Source organism: Pseudomonas parakoreensis (assembly GCF_021602155.1).
Lineage (GTDB): Bacteria > Pseudomonadota > Gammaproteobacteria > Pseudomonadales > Pseudomonadaceae > Aquipseudomonas > Aquipseudomonas parakoreensis.
The window spans coordinates 94,996-115,587 of record NZ_BQHY01000008.1 but is presented as its reverse complement, the minus strand read 5'-3'; the positions used below and the strand labels follow the sequence as shown (position 1 = coordinate 115,587).

Below are 20,592 nucleotides of genomic sequence, written 5' to 3'. Positions count from 1 at the left end.
CCACAGTGTTTTTGGGTTGGTGTTTACTCTTCTTCCTTGACCGGCGCCGGCGGTGGACGCAGGCCGATTTCCGCGGTCAGCTTGAGCTCCTTGCCATTGCGCATCACTTGAATCGTGACCTTGTCAGTCGGCTTGATCCGCGCCACCTGGTTCATCGACTTGCGGCCATCACCCGCCGGTTCGCCGTCGATACTCAGAATCACGTCACCCAGCTGCAGGCCGGCCTTCTGTGCCGGGCCATCGCGGAAGATTCCCGCCACGACAATTCCCGGACGCCCGGACAGGCCAAACGACTCGGCCAGCTCCTGAGTCAGCGGCTGCACTTCAATACCGAGCCAGCCACGTATCACCTGACCGTGCTCGATGATCGACTTCATCACTTCCATCGCCAGTTTCACCGGGATCGCAAAACCGATGCCCTGCGAGCCGCCGGACTTGGAGAAGATCGCGGTGTTGATGCCGGTGAGGTTGCCGTTGGCATCGACCAGTGCGCCGCCGGAGTTGCCCGGGTTGATCGCCGCGTCGGTCTGGATGAAGTCTTCGTAGTTGTTCAGGCCCAACTGGTTGCGCCCGGTGGCGCTGATGATGCCCATGGTCACGGTCTGGCCGACGCCGAACGGGTTGCCGATGGCCAGCGCGACGTCGCCGATACGGATGTTGTCGGAGCGGCCGACGGTGATCGCCGGGAGGTTTTTCAGGTCAATCTTCAACACCGCGAGGTCGGTTTCCGGGTCGCTGCCGATGACGCGGGCGAGGGTTTCGCGACCGTCCTTGAGCGCCACGACGATCTGATCGGCGCCGGTGGTTACATGGTTGTTGGTCAGGATGTAGCCTTCCGGGCTCATGATCACGCCGGAACCGAGGCTCGATTCCATGCGTTTCTGCTTCGGCGAGTTGTCACCGAAGAAGCGCCGGAACTGCGGATCCTCAAACAGCGGGTGCGCCGGTTTGTTGATGACTTTGGTGGTGTAGAGGTTGACCACCGACGGTGCGGCGATGGTCACCGCGTCGGCATAGGACACCGGGCCCTGCTGCACACTGGTGGTTTGCGGGGCCTGTTGCAGGTTGACGTCGAGGCTCGGAAGCCCGACCCACTGCGGGTAACGCTGAATAATCAACAGAGCGATAAGCACGCCGGCCAACAGCGGCCAGCCAAAAAAACGCAGCGCCTTGAGCATTAAGCACGTCCTGGAAAAGTTGCAGGCGGGGGCAGACCGCCGATAATGTCGCGCATTATACGAGGCCGCGCGCGCCTCTGAACGGGATATTTAGGAGTCTTTCATGGCTGTCGCCCTCAGCACCCTGGTCGAAGAAGCCGACCGTTACCTCGGCAGTGCGAAAATCGCCGATTATTGCCCCAATGGCCTGCAGGTCGAAGGTCGTCCGCAGGTGATGCGCATTGTCAGTGGCGTCACCGCCAGTCAGGCCTTGCTCGATGCTGCGGTGGAAGCCGAAGCCGATCTGATACTGGTGCATCACGGCTATTTCTGGAAAGGCGAAAACCCGTGCATCACCGGCATGAAGCAACGCCGCCTGAAGACCCTGCTCAAGCACGACATCAGTCTGCTCGCTTATCACCTGCCACTGGACCTGCACCCGGAGGTCGGCAACAACGTGCAGTTGGCGCGTCAACTGGACATCACCGTCGAAGGGCCGTTGGACCCGGACAACCTGAAGATCGTCGGGCTGGTCGGCTCGTTGAACGAGCCCATGACCCCGCGTGATTTCGCGCGCAAGGTTCAGGATGTCATGGGGCGCGAGCCACTGCTGGTCGAAGGCAGTGCGATGATTCGCCGGGTCGGCTGGTGCACCGGTGGCGGGCAGGGCTATATCGATCAGGGCGTGGCGGCGGGCGTTGATCTGTTCCTCAGTGGCGAAGCCTCCGAGCAGACCTTCCACAGCGCCCGGGAAAACGACATCAGCTTCATCGCCGCCGGCCACCATGCCACCGAGCGCTATGGAGTGCAGGCGCTGGGCGACTACCTGGCAAAACGTTTTGCTCTGGAACACATCTTCATCGACTGCCCGAACCCGATCTGACGACTCCCGGCGAGCCTGATCTAAGATGTTGTCCTGTAGGAGCTGCCGAAGGCTGCGATCTTTTGACGTTGTCTTTTAAAAGCAAGATCAAAAGATCGCAGCCTTCGGCAGCTCCTACAGGGTTAGTGGGGCAAACCGGTGGGCATATTCATATGCCCTTTCGATCTAGTTGGCGTCCTGATTAGAAGAGGGCGCTGTGCTAGGATTCCCCGCTCGAACACGGCCCGCTGGCCGTTCATAAGAAAGCTTTCGTGAGTAGCCATGGTCGACAAACTGACGCATCTGAAACAGCTGGAGGCGGAAAGCATCCACATCATCCGCGAGGTGGCCGCCGAGTTCGACAACCCGGTGATGCTGTACTCCATCGGTAAAGACTCCGCCGTGATGCTGCACCTGGCACGCAAGGCGTTCTTCCCGGGCAAACTGCCGTTTCCGGTGATGCACGTCGACACTCGCTGGAAATTCCAGGAGATGTACAAGTTCCGCGACAAGATGGTCGAAGAGCTGGGCCTGGATCTGATCACCCACATCAACCCCGATGGCGTGGCGCAGAACATCAACCCGTTCACCCATGGCAGCGCCAAGCACACCGACATCATGAAGACCGAGGGCCTGAAGCAGGCACTCGACAAGCATGGTTTCGACGCCGCGTTCGGTGGTGCCCGTCGTGATGAAGAGAAGTCCCGCTCCAAGGAGCGCGTGTATTCGTTCCGCGACAGCAAGCACCGCTGGGACCCGAAGAATCAGCGTCCGGAGCTGTGGAACGTCTACAACGGCAAGGTCAACAAGGGCGAATCCATTCGCGTATTCCCGTTGTCGAACTGGACCGAACTGGACATCTGGCAGTACATCTACCTCGAAGGCATCCCGATCGTGCCGCTGTACTTCGCCGCCGAACGCGAAGTGATTGAGAAGAACGGCACGCTGATCATGATCGACGACGAGCGCATCCTTGAGCATCTGTCCGACGAGGACAAGGCGCGTATCGTCAAAAAGAAAGTGCGTTTCCGTACCCTTGGCTGCTACCCGTTGACGGGCGCGGTGGAGTCCGAGGCCGAAAGCCTCACGGACATCATTCAGGAAATGCTCCTGACGCGAACTTCCGAGCGCCAGGGCCGGGTCATCGACCACGATGGCGCCGGCTCGATGGAAGATAAAAAACGTCAAGGCTATTTCTAAGGGGTTGTCATGTCGCACGCATCTGATTTGATCAGCGAGGACATCCTCGCCTACCTGGGCCAGCACGAACGTAAAGAGCTGCTGCGCTTTTTGACCTGCGGTAACGTCGACGACGGCAAAAGTACCCTGATCGGGCGCCTGCTGCACGACTCCAAGATGATCTACGAAGATCATCTGGAAGCCATTACCCGCGATTCGAAGAAAGTCGGCACCACCGGTGACGACATCGACCTGGCGTTGCTGGTCGACGGCCTGCAGGCCGAGCGTGAGCAGGGCATCACCATCGATGTCGCCTACCGCTACTTCTCCACCGCCAAGCGCAAGTTCATCATCGCCGACACCCCCGGCCATGAGCAGTACACCCGCAACATGGCCACCGGTGCATCCACCTGTGACCTGGCGATCATCCTGGTCGACGCGCGTTACGGCGTGCAGACCCAGACCCGTCGCCACAGCTTCATCGCCTCGTTGCTGGGCATCAAGCACATCGTCGTCGCCATCAACAAGATGGACCTGAAAGACTTTGATGAAGGTGTGTTCGAGTCGATCAAGGCCGACTACCTGAAGTTCGCCGAAGGCTTGAAGATGAAGCCGACCAGCATGCACTTCGTGCCGATGTCTGCTCTCAAGGGCGACAACGTGGTGAACAAGTCCGAGCGCTCGCCGTGGTACACCGGCCAGTCGCTGATGGAAATTCTCGAGACCGTGGAGGTGTCGGGCGATCGCAACTTCACCGATCTGCGTTTCCCGGTGCAATACGTCAACCGTCCGAACCTGAACTTCCGCGGCTTCGCCGGCACCCTCGCCAGCGGCATCGTGCACAAGGGCGACGAAGTGGTGGTTCTGCCGTCGGGCAAGAGCAGCCGTGTCAAATCCATCGTTACCTTCGAAGGTGAGCTGGAGCAGGCCGGTCCTGGTCAAGCGGTGACGCTGACCATGGAAGACGAAATCGACATCTCCCGTGGCGACTTGCTGGTGCATGCCGACAACGTGCCGCCGGTCACCGACAGCTTCGAAGCGATGCTGGTGTGGATGGCTGAAGAGCCGATGCTGCCGGGCAAGAAATACGACATCAAACGCGCCACCAGTTACGTGCCGGGCTCGATTGCCAGCATCGTCAACAAGGTCGACGTGAACACCCTCGAAGAAGGTCCGGCGAGCGCGTTGCAGCTCAACGAAATCGGCAAGGTGAAGATCGCGCTCGACGCGCCGATCGCCCTCGACGGTTACGACAGTAACCGCACCACCGGTGCGTTCATCGTTATCGATCGTCTGACCAACGGCACCGTTGGCGCCGGCATGATCGTCGCTCAGCCACTGAGCCACGGCACGGCCACCCACCACGGCAAACTGGCCCACGTTGCTACCGAAGAACGTGCCCAGCGCTTTGGCCAGCAACCGGCTACCGTGCTGTTCAGCGGTCTGTCGGGCGCGGGCAAGAGCACGCTGGCCTATGCGGTCGAGCGCAAGTTGTTCGACATGGGCCGTGCGGTGTTTGTGCTGGATGGTCAGAATCTGCGTCACGACCTGAACAAAGGTCTGCCGCAGGATCGTGCCGGTCGTACCGAGAACTGGCGTCGTGCCGCACATGTGGCGCGTCAGTTCAACGAAGCCGGTCTGTTGACCCTGGCGGCGTTTGTTGCGCCGAGTGCTGAAGGTCGCGAGCAGGCCAGGGAGCTGATCGGCAAGGAGCGTCTGCTGACGGTTTATGTGCAGGCTTCGCCGGCGGTGTGTGCCGAGCGTGATCCGCAGGGCTTGTATGCTGCGGGTGGCGATAATATTCCGGGTGAGTCGTTCCCGTATGACGTGCCGCTGAATGCTGATCTGGTGATCGACACGCAGTCGCTGTCGCTGGAAGAGAGCGTCAAGCAGGTGTTGGATCTGCTGCGCAAGCGTGGCGCGATTTAAGCGTTTGCCGGAAATGAAAGGCCTGCGGATGAGTGATCATCGGCGGGCTTTTTTATTGGGGGCGATTTGGTTTTCGGCGGTGGCGGCTTTTGGGCCGACCATGCTCTTGTTGATTGAGTACATATCCGTTGCTGCGGTAACGGCTGCTTAGGGTTTCGCCCTTACGGCGAGTCACCTTTTCCAAACGCCGAAAAGGTAACCTAAAAGGCTTGCTCCTGCGTTCGGCCCGCTCGCTGGGGCTCGGGGTCCCTTCGCTGCGGGATTGATCCGGGGGCAGCGCCTACGGTTTGCTTCGCTGCACCTCCTCTCGCTGTGTTTGGCTGCGCCAAACGGTCGCTGCGCTCCCACCCCCGGATCAATCCCTTCGCTCAGTCGTCCAACGTCGCCCGTGGATCAAGATCAAGAGCTGCAGCCGAGCTTGCGCTCATCCTGGAGTGGGGCGGCATGCGCCGCGTGCGGGTTGTATTATCTTCCCTGTAGGAGCTGCCGCAGGCTGCGATCTTTTGATCTTGATTTTGTGGGAGCTGGCCTACCAGCCGACCGATACCTAACTGAACACACCCAACCCAATTGTGGGAGCTGGCTTGCCAGCGAAGGCGGCCTGCCAGCCGACCAATCCCTAACTGAACGCACCCAATCCAACTGTGGGAGCTGGCCTGCCAGCGATGGCGGTGTGTCATTCACCAATGACGCTTGCTGATCTCGGCCATCGCCAACAGGCTGGCTTCCACAAGGTTAGTGCCGGTTCGGGAATTCGCAGTGCATCTGCTCCAGCAGCGCATCCTTGTCCTGCCACAGCTGATTGATCCAGCCCTGAAACTGCAGACGGTATTCGCCGTCCTGGTCGTAGTTCTTGCCGATGAAGGCCGGCGGGATTTTCAGTTCTTCAAAGTGCACTACCACGTCGCGCACGTTGCCGCACAGCAGGTCCCAGAACCCCGGGCGCCCGCCCGGGTAGTGAATGGTCACGTTGACGATCGACTCAAGCTGCTCACCCATCGCATCCAGCACAAAGGCGATGCCGCCAGCCTTGGGCTTGAGCAGGTATTTGAACGGTGATTGCTGCTGCGCGTGCTTGCCTTCGGTGAAGCGTGTGCCTTCGACAAAGTTGAAAATCCCCACCGGGTTGTCGCGAAACTTCGCGCAGGTCTTGCGCGTGGTTTCCAGGTCTTTGCCTTTCTTCTCCGGGTGTTTTTCCAGATAGGCCTTGGAGTAGCGTTTCATGAACGGAAAGCCCAGCGCCCACCACGCCAAGCCAATCACCGGGACCCAGATCAGCTCCTGCTTGAGGAAGAATTTCAGCGGCTGGATACGCCGGTTGAGCACGTATTGCAGCACCAGAATGTCGACCCAGCTCTGGTGGTTGCTGGTGATCAAATACGAGTGTTTGTAATCCAGGCCTTGCAAGCCGCTGATGTGCCAGCGGGTGCGGCGTACCAAGTTCATCCAGCCCTTGTTGTTACTGATCCAGGCTTCGTGGGTGTGGCTCATCAGCCACAGCGAGGCGCGGCGGGCGAGGTCGAAGGGCAGCACTTTGATCAGCGCCACACAGAACAGAAACGAGCACAGCAGAATCGTATTGAGCGCCAACAGCAGTGCGGCGATCACGCCGCGAATCGGGGCGGGCAGGAAGTCCAGCATTTACACATCCATAGGTCGGTTGGCGGCTTGAATCGCGGTCAGGGCGATGGTGTAGACGATGTCGTCGACCTGCGCGCCGCGCGGCAGGTCGTTCACCGGTTTGCGCAGGCCTTGCAGCATCGGGCCGAGGCTGACGCAGTCGGCGCTGCGCTGCACGGCTTTGTGGGTAGTGTTGCCGGTGTTCAGGTCGGGGAACACGAACACCGTGGCGCGGCCGGCCACCTGGCTGTTGGGCGCCAGTTGCCGGGCCACATCGGCGTTGGCAGCGGCGTCGTATTGCAGCGGCCCGTCGATCAGCAGCGAGTGCTGTTGCTCGTGGGCGAGCAGGGTGGCTTCGCGGACTTTCTCGACTTCTTCGCCGCTGGCCGATTCGCCGCTGGAGTAACTGATCATCGCCACGCGCGGGGTGATGCCGAAGGCCGCTGCCGAGTCGGCGCTTTGCAGGGCGATCTCGGCCAGCTCAGTTGCGCTTGGGTGCGGATTCATCACGCAGTCGCCGTAGACCAGCACTTCTTCGGGGAACAGCATGAAGAACACCGAAGACACCAGCGTGCAGCCCGGCGCGGTCTTGATCAGTTGCAGCGCCGGGCGGATGGTGTTGGCGGTGGTGTTGATCACGCCCGACACCAGACCATCGACTTCATCCAGCGCAAGCATCATGGTGCCAATGACCACGGTGTCTTCCAGTTGCTGTTCGGCCATCGGCGCGTTGAGGCTTTTGCTTTTGCGCAGGGCGACCATCGGCTCGATATAGCGCTCGCGGATCAGGTCCGGATCGAGAATCTCCAGCCCCGGCGGCAGCTCGATGCCTTGCGCGCGGGCCACGGCTTCAACGTCCGCCGGTTTGGCCAGCAACACGCAACGGGCGATGCCGCGCTCCTGACAGATCGCCGCCGCCTGCACGGTGAGCGGCTCGCTGCCTTCGGGCAGGACGATGCGCTTGTTTGCCGACTGCGCCCGTTGAATCAGTTGATAGCGGAATACCGCTGGCGACAGGCGCATTTCCCGCGGGGTGCCGCAGCGCTGGTGCAACCACTTGGCGTCGAGATGGCTGGCGACGAAGTCGGTGATGATCTCCGCGCGCTCGCGGTCATCAATGGGGATTTCCTTGTTCAGGCCATTGAGCAGGTTGGCGGTGTCGTAGGAGCCGGTGCTCACCGACAATACCGGCAGACCGGCCTGCAACGCGCCACGGCACAAGTCCATGATGCGTGGATCGGGCAGGGTGTCACTGGTCAGCAACAGCCCGGCCAATGGCACGCCGTTGAGCGCCGCAAGACTGACCGCAAGAATGATGTCGTCGCGATCGCCCGGGGTTACCACCAGCACGCCGGGCTTGAGCAGTTCTACGGTGTTGCGCATGGTGCGCGCGCAGATAATGATTTTGGTCATGCGCCGGGTTTCATAATCGCCGGCATTGAGTACCTGTGCGCCCATCAGGTCGGCAACGTCGCGGGTACGTGGGGCGTTGAGTTCGGGCTGGAACGGAATGCAGCCGAGCAGGCGGAAGTCACCGCTGCGCAGCAACGGTGAATGCTCCTTCAGCCGCGTGGCGAAGGCCTCCATGCTCTCCTCGGTTTTGACCTTGTTGAGGATCACGCCGAGGACTTTCGGATCTTTCGGACCGCCGAACAGTTGCGCCTGCAATTCCACGCGGCCGGAGAGTTCGGCGAGCACTTCGTTTTCCGGAGCCGACACCAGAATCACCTCGGCATCCAGGCTTTTGGCCAGGTGCAAATTGACCCGCGCGGCGTAGCTGGCGCTGCGGGTCGGCACCATGCCTTCGACCACCAGCACGTCCTTGCCGACAGCCGCTTGCTGATACAGGGCGATGATTTCTTCGAGCAGCTCATCGAGCTGACCGTCGCCGAGCATCCGCTCGACGTGGGCCAGGCCCAATGGTTGCGGCGGTTTCAGGCCGTGGGTGCGCGCCACCAGTTCGGTGGAACGCTCGGGGCCGGTGTCGCCGGGATGCGGCTGGGCAATCGGTTTGAAGAAGCCGACTTTCAGTCCGGCCCGCTCCAGGGTACGCACCAGCCCCAGGCTGATGGAGGTCAGACCCACACCAAAATCGGTGGGTGCGATAAAAAAAGTTTGCATGCGGATTCTCTGAGGGTGCATGGCAAGGGTGGCGATCTATATGTGACCGCCTACCGAAATTCAGTCGCCAAGGTTATCGCTAACCGAGCCTTGTGCGCACCAACCGCAGGTAAAGGGTTGGCCTATTTTTTCAACACGTTTTGCCGGGTCAAGGATCCACGCGCGCGATTGCCAGGGCGGCTGATGACGCACGTGCTGGGTGTGGCCACAGGATAGCTCGGCCACCCAGTGACCCTCCTCGTCCTGATGGAAGCCGGTGATCGTTGATTCCCGTTTGTCCGGGTTGTGTTCGCTTTCGCGCGATTGCTTCGCTAAACTGGGTCTTTCTATATTCTTATACAAAAGGTTTCGCCCCATGCTGATCGCCGCCAACAAGGCTGTCTCTATCGACTATACCCTGACCAACGACGCTGGTGAGGTCATCGACAGCTCCGCCGGCGGCGCTCCGCTGGTTTACCTGCAAGGCGCAGGCAACATCATCCCGGGCCTGGAAAAAGCGCTGGAAGGCAAGGCTGTTGGTGACGAGCTGGAAGTGTCCGTTGAGCCGGAAGACGCTTACGGCGAATACGCTGCCGAACTGGTCAGCACCCTGAGCCGCAGCATGTTCGAAGGCGTTGACGAGCTGGAAGTCGGCATGCAGTTCCACGCTTCGGCGCCGGACGGCCAGATGCAGATCGTGACCATCCGTGACCTGGACGGCGACGATGTCACCGTTGACGGTAACCACCCACTGGCCGGTCAGCGCCTGAACTTCAAAGTGAAGGTCGTTGCTGTCCGTGACGCCAGCCAGGAAGAAGTCGCGCATGGTCACGTCCATGGCGAAGGTGGCCATCACCACTGATTTTCTGCGCTAAGCTTCGAGTACTGGAGAGGCGCCTGCGGGCGCCTTTTTAGTCCGCGGCTGTCCTTGGTGGCCTCGCCAAGTGGCTGTTTCGAGTAGAACACGGGAATCCTGGAGTACGTCATGAGTGCTTTTCACGACCTTAAGTTGACAGCCCTGGATGGTCAGGAGCTACCGCTGGCGCCGTTCAAGGGCCAAGTCGTGCTGGTGGTCAACGTCGCCTCCAAATGCGGCTTGACTCCACAGTACGCGGCACTGGAAAACCTCTATCAGCAATTCAAAGACAAAGGCTTCAGTGTGCTGGGCCTGCCGTGCAACCAGTTTGCCGGCCAGGAACCCGGTAGCGAACAGGAAATTCAAGAGTTCTGCAGCCTCAACTACGGAGTGACATTTCCGTTGTCGAGCAAGCTCGAAGTCAATGGTCACGAGCGCCATCAACTGTACCGTTTGCTGGCGGGCGAGGGCGCGGAGTTTCCGGGTGATATCACCTGGAACTTCGAGAAATTTCTGCTTGGCAAGGACGGCCGGGTGCTGGCGCGGTTTTCGCCGCGTACGGCGCCGGATGATCCGACCATCGTTCACGCGATTGAAAAAGCGCTGGGCTGAAATAGTCAGAGCAAAAGATCGCAGCCTGCGGCAGCTCCTACAAGGACTGTCGAAGCTGCGATTTTTTCGTTTCTGCACTGACCGTTGCAGGCGCTGCCGCAGACTGCGATCTTTGCTTTGTGTCTTTTGATCCTTGATCACTCAAATCAATAATGCTGTTCAAGGCTTGCGACTCTCCATATTATCGCCGTCATAAAGTCATTCCCTGTGGAGCCTTCCAATGCCGGTGCAAGCCCTGTTCAAACCGTTCCACCTCGGTGCCCTCGAACTGCCGACCCGCGTGGTCATGGCGCCAATGACCCGCTCGTTTTCCCCGGGTGGCGTGCCCAACTCCAAAGTGATCGAGTACTACCGTCGCCGCGCTGCGGCCGGTGTCGGTCTGATCATCACCGAAGGCACCACGGTCGGTCACAAGGCCTCCAATGGTTACCCGAACGTGCCGCAGTTCTTCGGTGAAGCGCCACTGGCCGGCTGGAAAAAAGTGGTCGACGCGGTGCATGCCGAGGGCGGCAAGATTGTTCCGCAACTGTGGCATGTCGGCAGCGTGCGCCGTATCGGCACCGAGCCGGACGCCAGCGTGCCGGGTTACGGCCCGACGGAAAAACTCAAGGACGGTCAGGTCGTGGTGCACGGCATGACCAAGCAGGACATTCAAGACGTGATCGCCGCATTCGCCCAGGCCGCCAAAGACGCCAAAAGCATCGGCATGGACGGCGTGGAAATCCACGGTGCCCACGGTTACCTGATCGACCAGTTCTTCTGGGAAGGCAGCAATCAGCGCAGCGACGAATACGGCGGCAGCCTGGCCAACCGCTCGCGTTTCGCCATCGAATTGATTCAAGCGGTGCGCGCCGCCGTCGGCGAAGGCTTCCCGATCATCTTCTGTTTCTCGCAGTGGAAGCAGCAGGATTACACCGCGCGTCTGGTACAAACGCCTGAGGCGCTGGGCGAATTCCTCAAGCCGCTGGCCGACGCCGGTGTGGATATTTTCCACTGCTCGACGCGGCGTTTCTGGGAGCCCGAGTTCGACGGTTCCGAGCTGAACCTGGCCGGCTGGACACGCAAGCTGACCGGCAAGCCGACCATTACCGTTGGCAGCGTCGGCCTGGACGGCGAGTTCCTGCAGTTCATGGTCAACACCGACAAGGTCGCACAACCGGCCAGTCTGGAAAAACTGCTGGAGCGTCTGAACAGCGACGAGTTCGATCTGGTGGCGGTGGGCCGTGCGCTGCTGGTGGATCCGGACTGGGCGCTGAAAGTCCGTGAAGGGCGTGAGCAGGACATTCTGCCGTTCAGCCGTGAGGCGTTGATGACGCTGGTTTAAGCGGCGCTCAAACTGATGCTATCGCTGGCAAGCCAGCTCCCACAGGTATTGCGGGTGTTCACAAAAATTGTGTTCACCGCAGGCCCTTGTGGGAGCTGGCTTGCCAGCGATGGCGGCTTCAAAATCAGCAAAGATCTAAGGCAATGTCTGCGCATTCGGCAACACCTGCTCCCGCAGACACGCCCCACGCAAATGCTTTTCAAATTGCTCGATGATCGCCGCCCACCCCTGGCGACTGGCATGCTGACGCGCATTCAGGCGCACGCAGCGCAACCGCTCATCTTCTTCCAGCAGCCAAGCCGCCGCATCGCAAAACGCCTCTTCATCACCCGGCATCGCCAGCACACCGTTGTAGCCGTGGCGAATATGCTGCGCCGCCGCTGCCTGATCGTACGCCACCACCCCCAGACCTGAAGCCAGTGCTTCAAGCACCACATTGCCGAAGGTTTCGGTCATGCTCGGGAACAGAAAAATATCCCCCGAGGCATAGTGCGCCGCCAGCGCTTCGCCGCGCTGTGCACCACAGAAAATCGCCTCAGGCAGCTCTTTTTCCAGCGCAAGCCGTTGTGGTCCGTCGCCGACCACAATCAGCTTCAGGTTGCGCTGTGGATAAGTGCTGCGGAGTTTATCGAAGCAGCGCTTGAGCAGGCCCAGGTTCTTCTCCGTGGCCAGACGTCCTACGTGAATCACCGCGATGTCCTGCTCGCTCAGGCCCCATTGCTCACGCAACCCGTTCAGGCGCCTGGCCGGGTGAAACAACTGGCTGTCCACGCCTCTGGAGAGCAGGGCGAGGCGGTCGAAATGCCGGCGCTCCAGTTCCAGACGCTGACTGACGCTCGGCACCAGGGTCATTGCCGAGCGATTGTGAAACCAGCGCAGATAATGGGTCAGCAAGCGCGTCAGCAAACCCAGCCCGTACTGATGGGTGTACTGCTGGAAATTGGTATGAAAACCACTGACCACCGAGATCCCCAGGCGTCGCGCGGCCCGCAACGCCGACAGGCCGAGCGGACCTTCTGTGGCGATGTACAGCACGTCCGGGCGATGACGCTGCCAGCGCCGCAGCAGCTTGTGCATCGACGACTGACCCCACTGCAACCCCGGATAACCTGGCAACGGCCAGCCTCGGCACAACAGCAAGGCATCGTCATCGACGCGCTGCGGATCGCCCGCCTGGCGCGGTCGCACCAGTTCCACCTGATGCCCTCGCGCGCGCAAGCCATCGCACAAGCGACCAAGGGTATTGGCCACCCCGTTGATTTCCGGTGGGAAGGTTTCGCTGATCAGAGTGATATGCAGAGCTGTCGTCATGACCTCAGTGTCGGCTGAGGCCATGTCGTGCTTGTGACGTTCGGATGATGGATTTGTGACTGGCGGTCTGTGAGCGGCTCAGCGCTGTGCGACAAGGTTCTCCGCGCCGCGCTCACGTACCCAGAACAAGGTCGCGCCCGCAACAGCGGCCGGCATCATCAGAATATTCACCACCGGAATCAGCAGCACCAGATAGACGATCCCGCCAAAACTCATGCTCTGCCAGCGCTTCTGGCGCAGCCAGGCGAGCATCTCGTTCCAGCCCAGTTTGTGGTTGTCCGCCGGGTAGTCGATGTACTGGATCGCCATCATCCACACGCCGAACAGCAGCCACAGCGGTGCGGCGACGATATTGACCACCGGGATGAACGAGAGAATGAACAGGCCGATTGCTCGCGGCAGGAAGTAGCCGAGCTTGCGCATTTCCCGGGCCAGGGTGCGCGGAATCATCGCGATCAGTTCGCCCCAGCTGAAGGCCGGGAAATCATCGGTGCCGCGTACCACCACTTCGACCTTCTCCGCGAGGAAGCCGTTGAACGGCGCCGCGATCACGTTGGCGAGCATGGTGAAGGTGAAAAACACCATCAATGCCACCAGCACCACGAACAGCGGCCACAGGATGTAACTGAGAAAACTCAGCCAGTCGGGCAGCGACGGCATCAAGTTGTCGACCCACAGGCTGAACTGATGGCCGGCCAGATAGATCAGTCCGACGAACAGCACCAGGTTGATCGCCAGTGGCAGCAGCACGAACAGGCGCAGGCCCGGGCTGAGAACCAGTTTGAGGCCTTCGCGCAGGTATTGCGGGCCGGACAGAACAGGGGCGGGCATAAGGTGCTCCGAGCAAGGGAAAACGCGCCGACCTTACCGACTTTGCAACCGGTGCGAAAGCGCGGCAGAGCGATCGACATTCACTGTAACAAAGACGTCGATCTGGTCGGAGTCTGCGCATAGAGACCACCTATGAGCTGGATTGTTAAACCGTATTTCCTTAATCTTGCCCCCCTCGATACGCTGCACCCAACTTTTTACAGGACTGTCGAGCTCATGCCTTCCCCAAGGTTATCTACAGTCCTTTTTTATTCCCGCCGGCAGTCCGGCGTTCCGCGCCAGTGTTTCGGCCCGGTCAACAGGAGCAGGTCATGTCTGAAGTCCGTCATTCGCGAGTGATTATTCTCGGTTCCGGCCCTGCCGGTTACAGCGCTGCGGTCTACGCCGCCCGTGCCAACCTCAAGCCACTGCTGATCACCGGCATGCAGGCTGGCGGTCAGCTGACCACCACCACTGAAGTCGACAACTGGCCGGGCGACGTGCACGGCTTGACCGGTCCGGCGCTGATGGAGCGCATGCGCGAGCACGCCGAGCGGTTTGAAACCGAGATCGTTTTCGATCACATCAACGCCGTGGACTTCGCCGTCAAGCCGTACACCCTGACTGGCGACAGCGCGACCTACACCTGCGACGCCCTGATTATCGCCACCGGTGCCAGCGCTCGTTACCTGGGCTTGCCGTCGGAAGAGGCGTTCATGGGCAAAGGTGTTTCCGCCTGCGCGACCTGCGACGGTTTCTTCTACCGCAACAAGCCAGTGGCTGTGGTCGGCGGCGGCAACACCGCAGTAGAGGAAGCACTGTACCTGGCCAACATCGCTAGCACCGTGACCCTGATCCACCGTCGCGAAACTTTCCGCGCCGAGAAGATCCTGATCGACAAGCTCAACGCCCGTGTGGCCGAAGGCAAGATCATCCTCAAGCTGAACGCCAACCTCGACGAAGTGCTGGGCGACAACATGGGTGTGACCGGTGCGCGCCTGAAAAACAACGATGGCAGCTTCGACGAAATCAAGGTCGACGGCGTGTTTATCGCCATCGGTCACACTCCGAACACTTCGCTGTTCGAAGGCCAGTTGACCCTGAAAGACGGTTACCTGGTGGTGCAGGGCGGCCGTGACGGCAACGCCACTGCCACCAGCGTCGAAGGTATCTTCGCTGCCGGCGACGTGGCTGACCACGTTTACCGTCAGGCCATCACTTCGGCTGGCGCCGGCTGCATGGCGGCACTGGACACCGAGCGTTACCTGGACGGTCTGCAGAACGCTTCGTTCTAAGACCGCAGGCACAAAAAAACCGGCTTCGGCCGGTTTTTTTATGAGAGTCAAAAGATCGCAGCCTGCGGCAGCTCCTACAGGGATCAGTGTAGGAGCTGCCGCAGGCTGCGATCTTTTGATCTTGAATCAGCGGCGGGTCAGCGGCTGTGCTTCGAACTTCACACCGGCCAGACCGTGCTTGATCAGCGCACGGATATTGCCGTGGTCACTGCCTTCAGGCGTCGCCAGCACCGAGCGGTAATGCTCGCCGAATGCCAGCAGCGCTTCTTCATCGCTCAAGCCTTCCAGCAGTGCCAGACCCAGGGTCTTGCACGAACCTTCGTTCTGCCCGTCAGCGTTTTCCACGCCACCATTGTTGAACGCTTGCGGCTGGTAGTCATAACCGGCAGCGATGAAGGCCAGGGTATCGGCGAAAGCGTGTTCGCCGCTGTTGAGGCTGGCGCGCAGGGTGTTCAGATCACTCATTGGGTTTTCCTTTGGCGAACGCCGCCTGTTGTTCGGCGCTGGCTTCTTGCTGGTATTGGGCTTTCCATTCGGCGTACGGCATGCCGTAAACCACTTCGCGGGCGTCATCGAGGCTGACCTCGATCTGCTTCTCGTCGGCGGCGGCCTTGTACCACTTGGACAGGCAGTTGCGGCAGAACCCGGCAAGGTTCATCAGGTCGATGTTCTGCACGTCCTTGCGGCTGTCCAGATGGGCGACCAGCCGGCGGAAGGCGGCGGCTTCGAGTTCGAGGCGTTGTTGCTCGGTCATGATGGGCTCTGTGCAGTCTATTCGTGGCGCGGATGATAAAAGTCTGGCGAGCAATGCGCCAGACGCGCTCAGCGGCTTGCCGCGAGGGTGATCGACACCGACTCGGCAAATCGCAGGGCATGCGGCTTGTCGACTTCGACTTCGGCGTAAAGCACGGCGGTATTGCTCATCACCAGATCCAGCAGCTCCTGGGTCAGGCGTTCGAGCAGTGCAAAGCGATTGCCCTCGACGTGGGCGATGATCGCCTTGGTGATGGTGCGGTAGTTCAGCGCGTGATCGATGTCGTTGTCGCGCACCGCTTCCTGCGCGGCGTACTGGATGGTCAGGTTGATCAGCACATCCTGTTTGTTGAGGATCTCGTCCTCGTTGATCCCGATAAAGGTGCGCAGGCGCAGATCCTTGACCCGGATGCGCGCCATTCCCGGTTGAAGTTGTGACATTTACTTGCTCCGTCCAATCAATTGCAGGAACTCCTGGCGAGTGTTGCTCGAGTCGCGAAAGGCGCCGAGCATGACCGAGGTGTTCATGGTCGAATTCTGTTTCTCGACACCGCGCATCATCATGCACATGTGCCGGGCCTCGATGACCACTGCGACGCCAGCGGCATCGGTGACCTGTTGCACCGCTTCGGCAATCTGCCGGGTGAGGTTTTCCTGAATCTGCAGGCGCCGGGCGAACATGTCCACCAGCCGCGCGATCTTCGACAGCCCCAGCACCTTGCCGGTTGGAATATAAGCCACATGGGCCTTGCCGATGAAGGGCAGCAGGTGATGTTCGCACAACGAGTAGAGCTCGATGTCGGCGACGATGATCATCTCATCGCTGTCAGAGGCAAACAGCGCGCCGTTGACGATCTCCTCCACACGCTGTTCATAGCCGTGACACAGGTATTGCATGGCCCTGGCCGCGCGCAGCGGAGTGTCGAGCAGGCCTTCGCGGTCGGGGTCTTCACCGAGGCCGATGAGGATCTCGCGGTAATTCTCGGGCAGGGTACGGCTCATGGGAGATCCTCGCGCAGCAACTTATTTGACGTGCCGTCCGCCGTTGACGGTCAGGGTCGTACCGGTGACATAGGGGTTGTCGAGCAGATAGCGCAGGCTCTGGTAGATCACTTCGCTGCCGGGTTCGATGCCCAGCGCGGATTTGGCCAGCGCCTTGGCGCGGTACGCCGCGTCGTCGTCGGGATTGAACAATAGCAGGGCCGGCGCGATGCCGTTGACCTTGATTGCCGGCGCATAGCGCGCGGCGAAGGACAGGGTCAGGCTGTCGAGCCCGGCCTTGCTGGCGCAATAGCCGATGTGTTTGCTGCTGCCCTTGCGCGTGACGTCGTCACTGATATGGATGATGTCGGCCGGTGTCGAGCGCTTGAGCAGGTCGGCGCAGTGCAGGTTGATCAGATACGGCGCGAGCAGGTGCACGTTGAGCATGCGTACGAAGGCTTCGGCTTCGTTGCCCGGGGTTTCCGCCAGCCATTCGGAGGCGTTGTGGACGATGGCGCGCAGGCGGTCGGTATGGGTTTTCAGTTCATCGATGAAGGCGAGAATGGCCGCTTCGCTGGAGAAGTCGGCGAACACTCCGATCGCCCCCAGATCCCGCAGCGCTTGCACGCCGGGACGTTCGCTGCGGTAGGTGAAAATGACCTGATGGCCGTCTTCAAGCAAACGCTGCGCGCAGTGCAGACCGACACGCTGGCCGGCACCGGTGATGAGAATCGGGGCGGAGGAATTGGTCATGCATGGCTCGCGTCGCGGTTGGAGCAAAAACTATAACAGCGACGCTGGCGAAAAGATCGCAGCCTTCGGCAGCTCCTACAGGGGCGCCTTCACCGTAGGAGCTGACGAGTGCAACGAGGCTGCGATCTTTAGCGATTCTGCGTAGAGGGTGTTGCAGGCAAAGGTCGCGCCGGCACAGCGTTCAACCAGTTGGCCAGCAGCCGCGTCGACAGCGGAATAAAGAAATACACCATCAATGGCGTCAGGCACGCCGTGCTGATCAACACCCGCGGCAGCAGGCTCATGTCGCCGAGCAACGGCCCGAGAACAAAGTTGAACAGCAGCGATACCGGAAAGAACGCCAGCCAGATGGCCACGGCCTGTTTCCAGCGCGGTGGCCGCTGACCGGCCGCGCCGAACCAGCCTTCGATGCCGCTGACCCGATGTTCTTTGGGATGCGCGAACAGATCGCTGCCCCGCGCGAGCCACGCGGTACGCGAGACCGAGTGCTCCCAGGCATGCAGGGTCTGTTCGTCGACAAAGCGGAAAATGATCTGGAATTCGTTGTCACCGGGTGGCGGAGCGAGCACGCCGGAGCCCAGGTAACCGGGAAAGTCAGTGGCCAGTTGTTCGCCTTCGCGCAGCCAGGCAATCAGGTCCTGATAGCGTCCGTCGGCGACGCGACGCGCGACCATCAGTGTGACGGGGGAAGTAGACATTATGTATCTCCATGTTTCCGAGTGCGTCGCTTCGGGTAGAAGTTTCGCGATGCGCAGGCCCGGGGTAAGGGCCTGCGTTTTTCGACTAGCAAGGATTATTCCTGATTTTGCGCGCCGTTTCAGAGACTTTCGTCTCTATTGATGGGTTGAACCGATACAGGGCATCGGAGGTAGAATGGGATCCAAATCTACCGAGTGGATGCACCTGCACAATGGCTGTTATCACGGACGCTGACTCTGCTTTGCAGGCCTCTGTCGCATTTGAGCGCGAAGAGTTGTTCCCTATTCGTGAGGTGTCGCGCCTGACCGGCGTCAACCCGGTAACGCTGCGTGCATGGGAGCGTCGCTACGGTTTGATTCAGCCGACGCGCACCGAAAGCGGGCACCGGCTGTATTCGATGACCGAAATCGAGCGCGTGCGCAGCATCGTCGACTGGATCGACCGCGGCGTGGCGGTGAGCAAGGTCGGCAAGATCCTCGCCAAGACCGAGCCGCTGAAAGTGCTGGCGCATATCATTCCTGATGATCTGGTGCAGGCTGATTACGCGCAGTGGCAGCTACAGGTGCAGGTTGCAGTCAGCGCGTTCGATGACCGCGCGCTGGATCAGGTCTACAACCAGATTTTCTCTTCATATTCGCTGTCAGTGGTGTTCCAGGACATTCTCATGCCGTTGTGGCTGCAGATGTTGCAACGCCAGGATGCCTTTGGGCAGACCAGCGAGTGGCTGTTTTTCGACGGGTTCCTGAGGGCGCGGGTTCTGCAACGCATTGTCACGCTGCGCGGCACGCAACCGCGCAAGGTGATTGTCAGTGCGCTCGCCGGTCAGTGCCGTGAACTCGAGTTACTGGTTGCCGCGTTATTTCTCAGTGGCAATGATGCGGGGGTGCGAGTGCTGACCACTGGTCAGCCATTCGATGAATTGGCGTTGGTCTGCGAGCGGATCAAGCCACAGGCGCTGGTGCTGTTTTCCAATCACGCCCCCACCCCGGATTTGCCGCGCCGTCTGAATCGGCTGGCCTTGAGTCTCGACTGTCAGGTAATGCTCGCGGGCGACGCTGCCGATCTGGCACAGGATAGTCTGGCCGGATCGTCAATCGGTTGTCTGGGCAATGAAGGGGCGACGATGCGTCAGCGCATGACGCAGTTTCTCGCGGGGACGCTGGATACCTGAATATCAGGTGTGCAGGGCGGGGTGGGTCAGACGGTGTTGTTGCAGGATGAACTGACGCAGGCGTTCGGTTTCATCGGCATCGGTCTGGCTCAGCTCGTAAGCGTAGAAGCCATGCTCGGTTTCGCGCTCGAAATTGCCGCGCAGGGAGATCCGCTCATAACCTGAAGGGCTGAACCACAGGGCGAAATGCTTGGGCGGTTTGGTCTTGTTGCGCATTTCCAGCAGCACGCCTTTGTGCGACACCTCGTGCACCCACATCATCCCCGGTTGGCCCTTGGCGTTTTCCAGCGCGACCGGCTCTTCGAGGGTCAGACGCCATGGGCGAACCATCGGCCCGTCTTCGTAAATGCTGGGTACGCCCAGACGCAGGTGCAACGCGTGAAATTCGTCTTCCACCAGGTGCAACGGGAAGGTCATCTGCTGATTTTCGAAGTTGGCCTGGATGGTCACTTGCTCATGAGCCGCCAGGCGCGTGAGCAGGTCACGGATCTGCGAGCCACCATTGACCAACAGGCTCGACGTCGCATCCCGCACATTGAGTTGCGGGTTGTGCTGCATGGTCTGGATGAAATCCAGCTCATCCTGGGTCAGGAGGGCGTCGCGTTGCATGGCCTGGCTCGAAAGAATTAGTTACAAAGTCATTGGTGATTGTAGTTACTGACACTTAGTTCGCCGTTTTGTTTGCGCCGTTCGTCGCTTTCAGGGCAGAGAGTTCGGCTTGCAAGGCGGCAACCTGTGCTTCCAGTTGCGCGACGCGTTGCTGCGCCTTGACCTGAACCGTGACGTCCTTCTGCACGCCGACGAAATAAGTCTGGCCATCATCGGCGTTTTGTACCGTCGATAGCGACAGTTCATTCCAGAAAGGCGTGCCGTCCTTGCGATAATTGCGCAATGTTTCGCGACACGCGCCACCAGCGCGCAGCACTTCGCGAATCCTTTCCAGACTTGCCTGATCGCGGTCGCCGGACTGCAGAAAACGGCAATCCTGGTAGAGAATTTCTTCGCTGCTATAACCGGTCAGGCGCTCGAAGGCCGGGTTTACGTAAATCAGGATGTTGTCCTGTTCGCCTTCCTTTTCTGCAACCACGATCCCGTCGTTCGAAGCGTTGATCACCATTTGCAGCAGACTGGCGTTGATCATCAATGAATCCTTTCAGTGTCGATATTGGCTGGCATTCTA

The 20,592-nt window shown here is 60.2% G+C and carries 22 protein-coding genes; 8 read left to right on the top strand and 14 right to left on the bottom strand.

Annotation, left to right across the window (positions count from 1 at the left end; genetic code table 11):
- Positions 1-23 precede the first annotated feature (23 nt).
- Entirely contained in the window at positions 24-1,178 is a 1,155-nt protein-coding gene (gene algW / locus L6D63_RS14335) for a Do family serine endopeptidase AlgW (RefSeq protein ID WP_041072868.1), read from the bottom strand.
- A 103-nt stretch (positions 1,179-1,281) separates the two neighbouring features.
- Between algW and L6D63_RS14330 the strand changes: the two genes are divergently transcribed.
- The 3 genes from L6D63_RS14330 to cysN all read left to right on the top strand — a co-directional run bounded on the left by L6D63_RS14330 (position 1,282) and on the right by cysN (position 5,127).
- Entirely contained in the window at positions 1,282-2,040 is a 759-nt protein-coding gene (locus tag L6D63_RS14330) for a Nif3-like dinuclear metal center hexameric protein (RefSeq protein ID WP_047291328.1), read from the top strand.
- A gap of 261 nt (positions 2,041-2,301) precedes the next feature.
- The gene (gene cysD / locus L6D63_RS14325; RefSeq protein ID WP_236170343.1) at positions 2,302-3,219 is read left to right on the top strand and encodes a sulfate adenylyltransferase subunit CysD; all 918 of its coding nucleotides are present in this window, start codon (positions 2,302-2,304) and stop codon (positions 3,217-3,219) included.
- A 9-nt stretch (positions 3,220-3,228) separates the two neighbouring features.
- A complete protein-coding gene (gene cysN, locus L6D63_RS14320) occupies positions 3,229-5,127 on the top strand; it encodes a sulfate adenylyltransferase subunit CysN (RefSeq protein ID WP_131671456.1) in 1,899 nt (632 codons plus the stop codon).
- A gap of 735 nt (positions 5,128-5,862) precedes the next feature.
- Here cysN and L6D63_RS14315 read toward each other — a convergent pair.
- From L6D63_RS14315 to L6D63_RS14305, 3 genes are read right to left on the bottom strand one after another with little or no spacing between them, the layout of a single operon-like run.
- The gene (locus L6D63_RS14315) at positions 5,863-6,768 is read right to left on the bottom strand and encodes an acyltransferase (protein WP_047291737.1); all 906 of its coding nucleotides are present in this window, start codon (positions 6,766-6,768) and stop codon (positions 5,863-5,865) included.
- Positions 6,769-8,868, bottom strand: coding sequence for a phosphate acetyltransferase (gene pta / locus L6D63_RS14310; RefSeq protein WP_047291738.1), 2,100 nt, complete (start codon positions 8,866-8,868; stop codon positions 6,769-6,771).
- A 60-nt stretch (positions 8,869-8,928) separates the two neighbouring features.
- The gene (locus L6D63_RS14305) at positions 8,929-9,225 is read right to left on the bottom strand and encodes a DUF3565 domain-containing protein (RefSeq protein WP_236170350.1); all 297 of its coding nucleotides are present in this window, start codon (positions 9,223-9,225) and stop codon (positions 8,929-8,931) included.
- Between L6D63_RS14305 and L6D63_RS14300 the strand changes: the two genes are divergently transcribed.
- From L6D63_RS14300 to L6D63_RS14290, 3 genes are all read left to right on the top strand, one after another.
- Positions 9,224-9,709 (top strand): FKBP-type peptidyl-prolyl cis-trans isomerase, encoded by a 486-nt coding sequence (locus tag L6D63_RS14300; protein ID WP_003221719.1) that lies wholly within the window; start codon positions 9,224-9,226, stop codon positions 9,707-9,709. The two genes, L6D63_RS14305 and L6D63_RS14300, sit on opposite strands and share 2 nt — an antisense overlap.
- Positions 9,710-9,832: 123 nt before the next feature.
- On the top strand, positions 9,833-10,315 hold the full coding sequence (locus L6D63_RS14295; protein ID WP_121183730.1) for a glutathione peroxidase: 483 nt from the start codon (positions 9,833-9,835) through the stop codon (positions 10,313-10,315).
- A gap of 220 nt (positions 10,316-10,535) precedes the next feature.
- Complete coding sequence (locus L6D63_RS14290; protein ID WP_131671457.1) at positions 10,536-11,639, top strand: NADH:flavin oxidoreductase; 1,104 nt, start codon at positions 10,536-10,538, stop codon at positions 11,637-11,639.
- A gap of 135 nt (positions 11,640-11,774) precedes the next feature.
- Here the strand turns inward: L6D63_RS14290 and L6D63_RS14285 are convergent, their stop codons facing one another.
- Together L6D63_RS14285 and cysZ are read right to left on the bottom strand one after the other, a co-directional pair.
- On the bottom strand, positions 11,775-12,974 hold the full coding sequence (locus tag L6D63_RS14285; RefSeq protein ID WP_131671458.1) for a glycosyltransferase family 4 protein: 1,200 nt from the start codon (positions 12,972-12,974) through the stop codon (positions 11,775-11,777).
- Between the two features lie 54 nt (positions 12,975-13,028).
- Positions 13,029-13,781, bottom strand: coding sequence for a sulfate transporter CysZ (cysZ, locus tag L6D63_RS14280; RefSeq protein ID WP_047291747.1), 753 nt, complete (start codon positions 13,779-13,781; stop codon positions 13,029-13,031).
- Positions 13,782-14,092: 311 nt separating this feature from the next.
- Between cysZ and trxB the strand changes: the two genes are divergently transcribed.
- Positions 14,093-15,055, top strand: coding sequence for a thioredoxin-disulfide reductase (trxB, locus tag L6D63_RS14275; protein ID WP_047291749.1), 963 nt, complete (start codon positions 14,093-14,095; stop codon positions 15,053-15,055).
- A 126-nt stretch (positions 15,056-15,181) separates the two neighbouring features.
- Here trxB and L6D63_RS14270 read toward each other — a convergent pair whose 3' ends face one another.
- The 6 genes from L6D63_RS14270 to L6D63_RS14245 all read right to left on the bottom strand — a co-directional run bounded on the left by L6D63_RS14270 (position 15,182) and on the right by L6D63_RS14245 (position 18,240).
- Positions 15,182-15,520 carry a HopJ type III effector protein gene (locus L6D63_RS14270; protein ID WP_131671459.1) on the bottom strand — a complete coding sequence of 113 codons (339 nt, stop codon included), beginning with the start codon at positions 15,518-15,520 and terminating at the stop codon, positions 15,182-15,184.
- A complete protein-coding gene (locus tag L6D63_RS14265) occupies positions 15,513-15,809 on the bottom strand; it encodes a DUF1244 domain-containing protein (RefSeq protein WP_115986687.1) in 297 nt (98 codons plus the stop codon). The genes L6D63_RS14270 and L6D63_RS14265 overlap by 8 nt, the downstream gene beginning before the upstream one ends.
- Before the next feature lie 68 nt (positions 15,810-15,877).
- Complete coding sequence (folX, locus tag L6D63_RS14260; protein WP_041073935.1) at positions 15,878-16,249, bottom strand: dihydroneopterin triphosphate 2'-epimerase; 372 nt, start codon at positions 16,247-16,249, stop codon at positions 15,878-15,880.
- A complete protein-coding gene (gene folE / locus L6D63_RS14255; protein WP_131671460.1) occupies positions 16,250-16,810 on the bottom strand; it encodes a GTP cyclohydrolase I FolE in 561 nt (186 codons plus the stop codon).
- 21 nt (positions 16,811-16,831) lie between these two features.
- Positions 16,832-17,542, bottom strand: a complete 711-nt coding sequence (gene folM / locus L6D63_RS14250) for a dihydromonapterin reductase (protein WP_047291759.1) — start codon at positions 17,540-17,542, stop codon at positions 16,832-16,834.
- Positions 17,543-17,670: 128 nt separating this feature from the next.
- Positions 17,671-18,240: an antibiotic biosynthesis monooxygenase gene (locus L6D63_RS14245; protein ID WP_047291761.1), complete on the bottom strand. Its 570-nt coding sequence runs from the start codon at positions 18,238-18,240 to the stop codon at positions 17,671-17,673.
- 212 nt (positions 18,241-18,452) lie between these two features.
- Between L6D63_RS14245 and L6D63_RS14240 the strand changes: the two genes are divergently transcribed.
- On the top strand, positions 18,453-19,412 hold the full coding sequence (locus tag L6D63_RS14240) for a MerR family transcriptional regulator (RefSeq protein ID WP_047291763.1): 960 nt from the start codon (positions 18,453-18,455) through the stop codon (positions 19,410-19,412).
- 3 nt (positions 19,413-19,415) lie between these two features.
- On the opposite strand, the gene L6D63_RS14235 is transcribed toward L6D63_RS14240, so the two are convergent.
- Together L6D63_RS14235 and L6D63_RS14230 are read right to left on the bottom strand one after the other, a co-directional pair.
- Entirely contained in the window at positions 19,416-20,021 is a 606-nt protein-coding gene (locus L6D63_RS14235; protein WP_025109427.1) for a hypothetical protein, read from the bottom strand.
- A 55-nt stretch (positions 20,022-20,076) separates the two neighbouring features.
- Positions 20,077-20,553 carry a PAS domain-containing protein gene (locus L6D63_RS14230; RefSeq protein WP_047291764.1) on the bottom strand — a complete coding sequence of 159 codons (477 nt, stop codon included), beginning with the start codon at positions 20,551-20,553 and terminating at the stop codon, positions 20,077-20,079.
- Between the last annotated feature and the right edge of the window lie 39 nt (positions 20,554-20,592).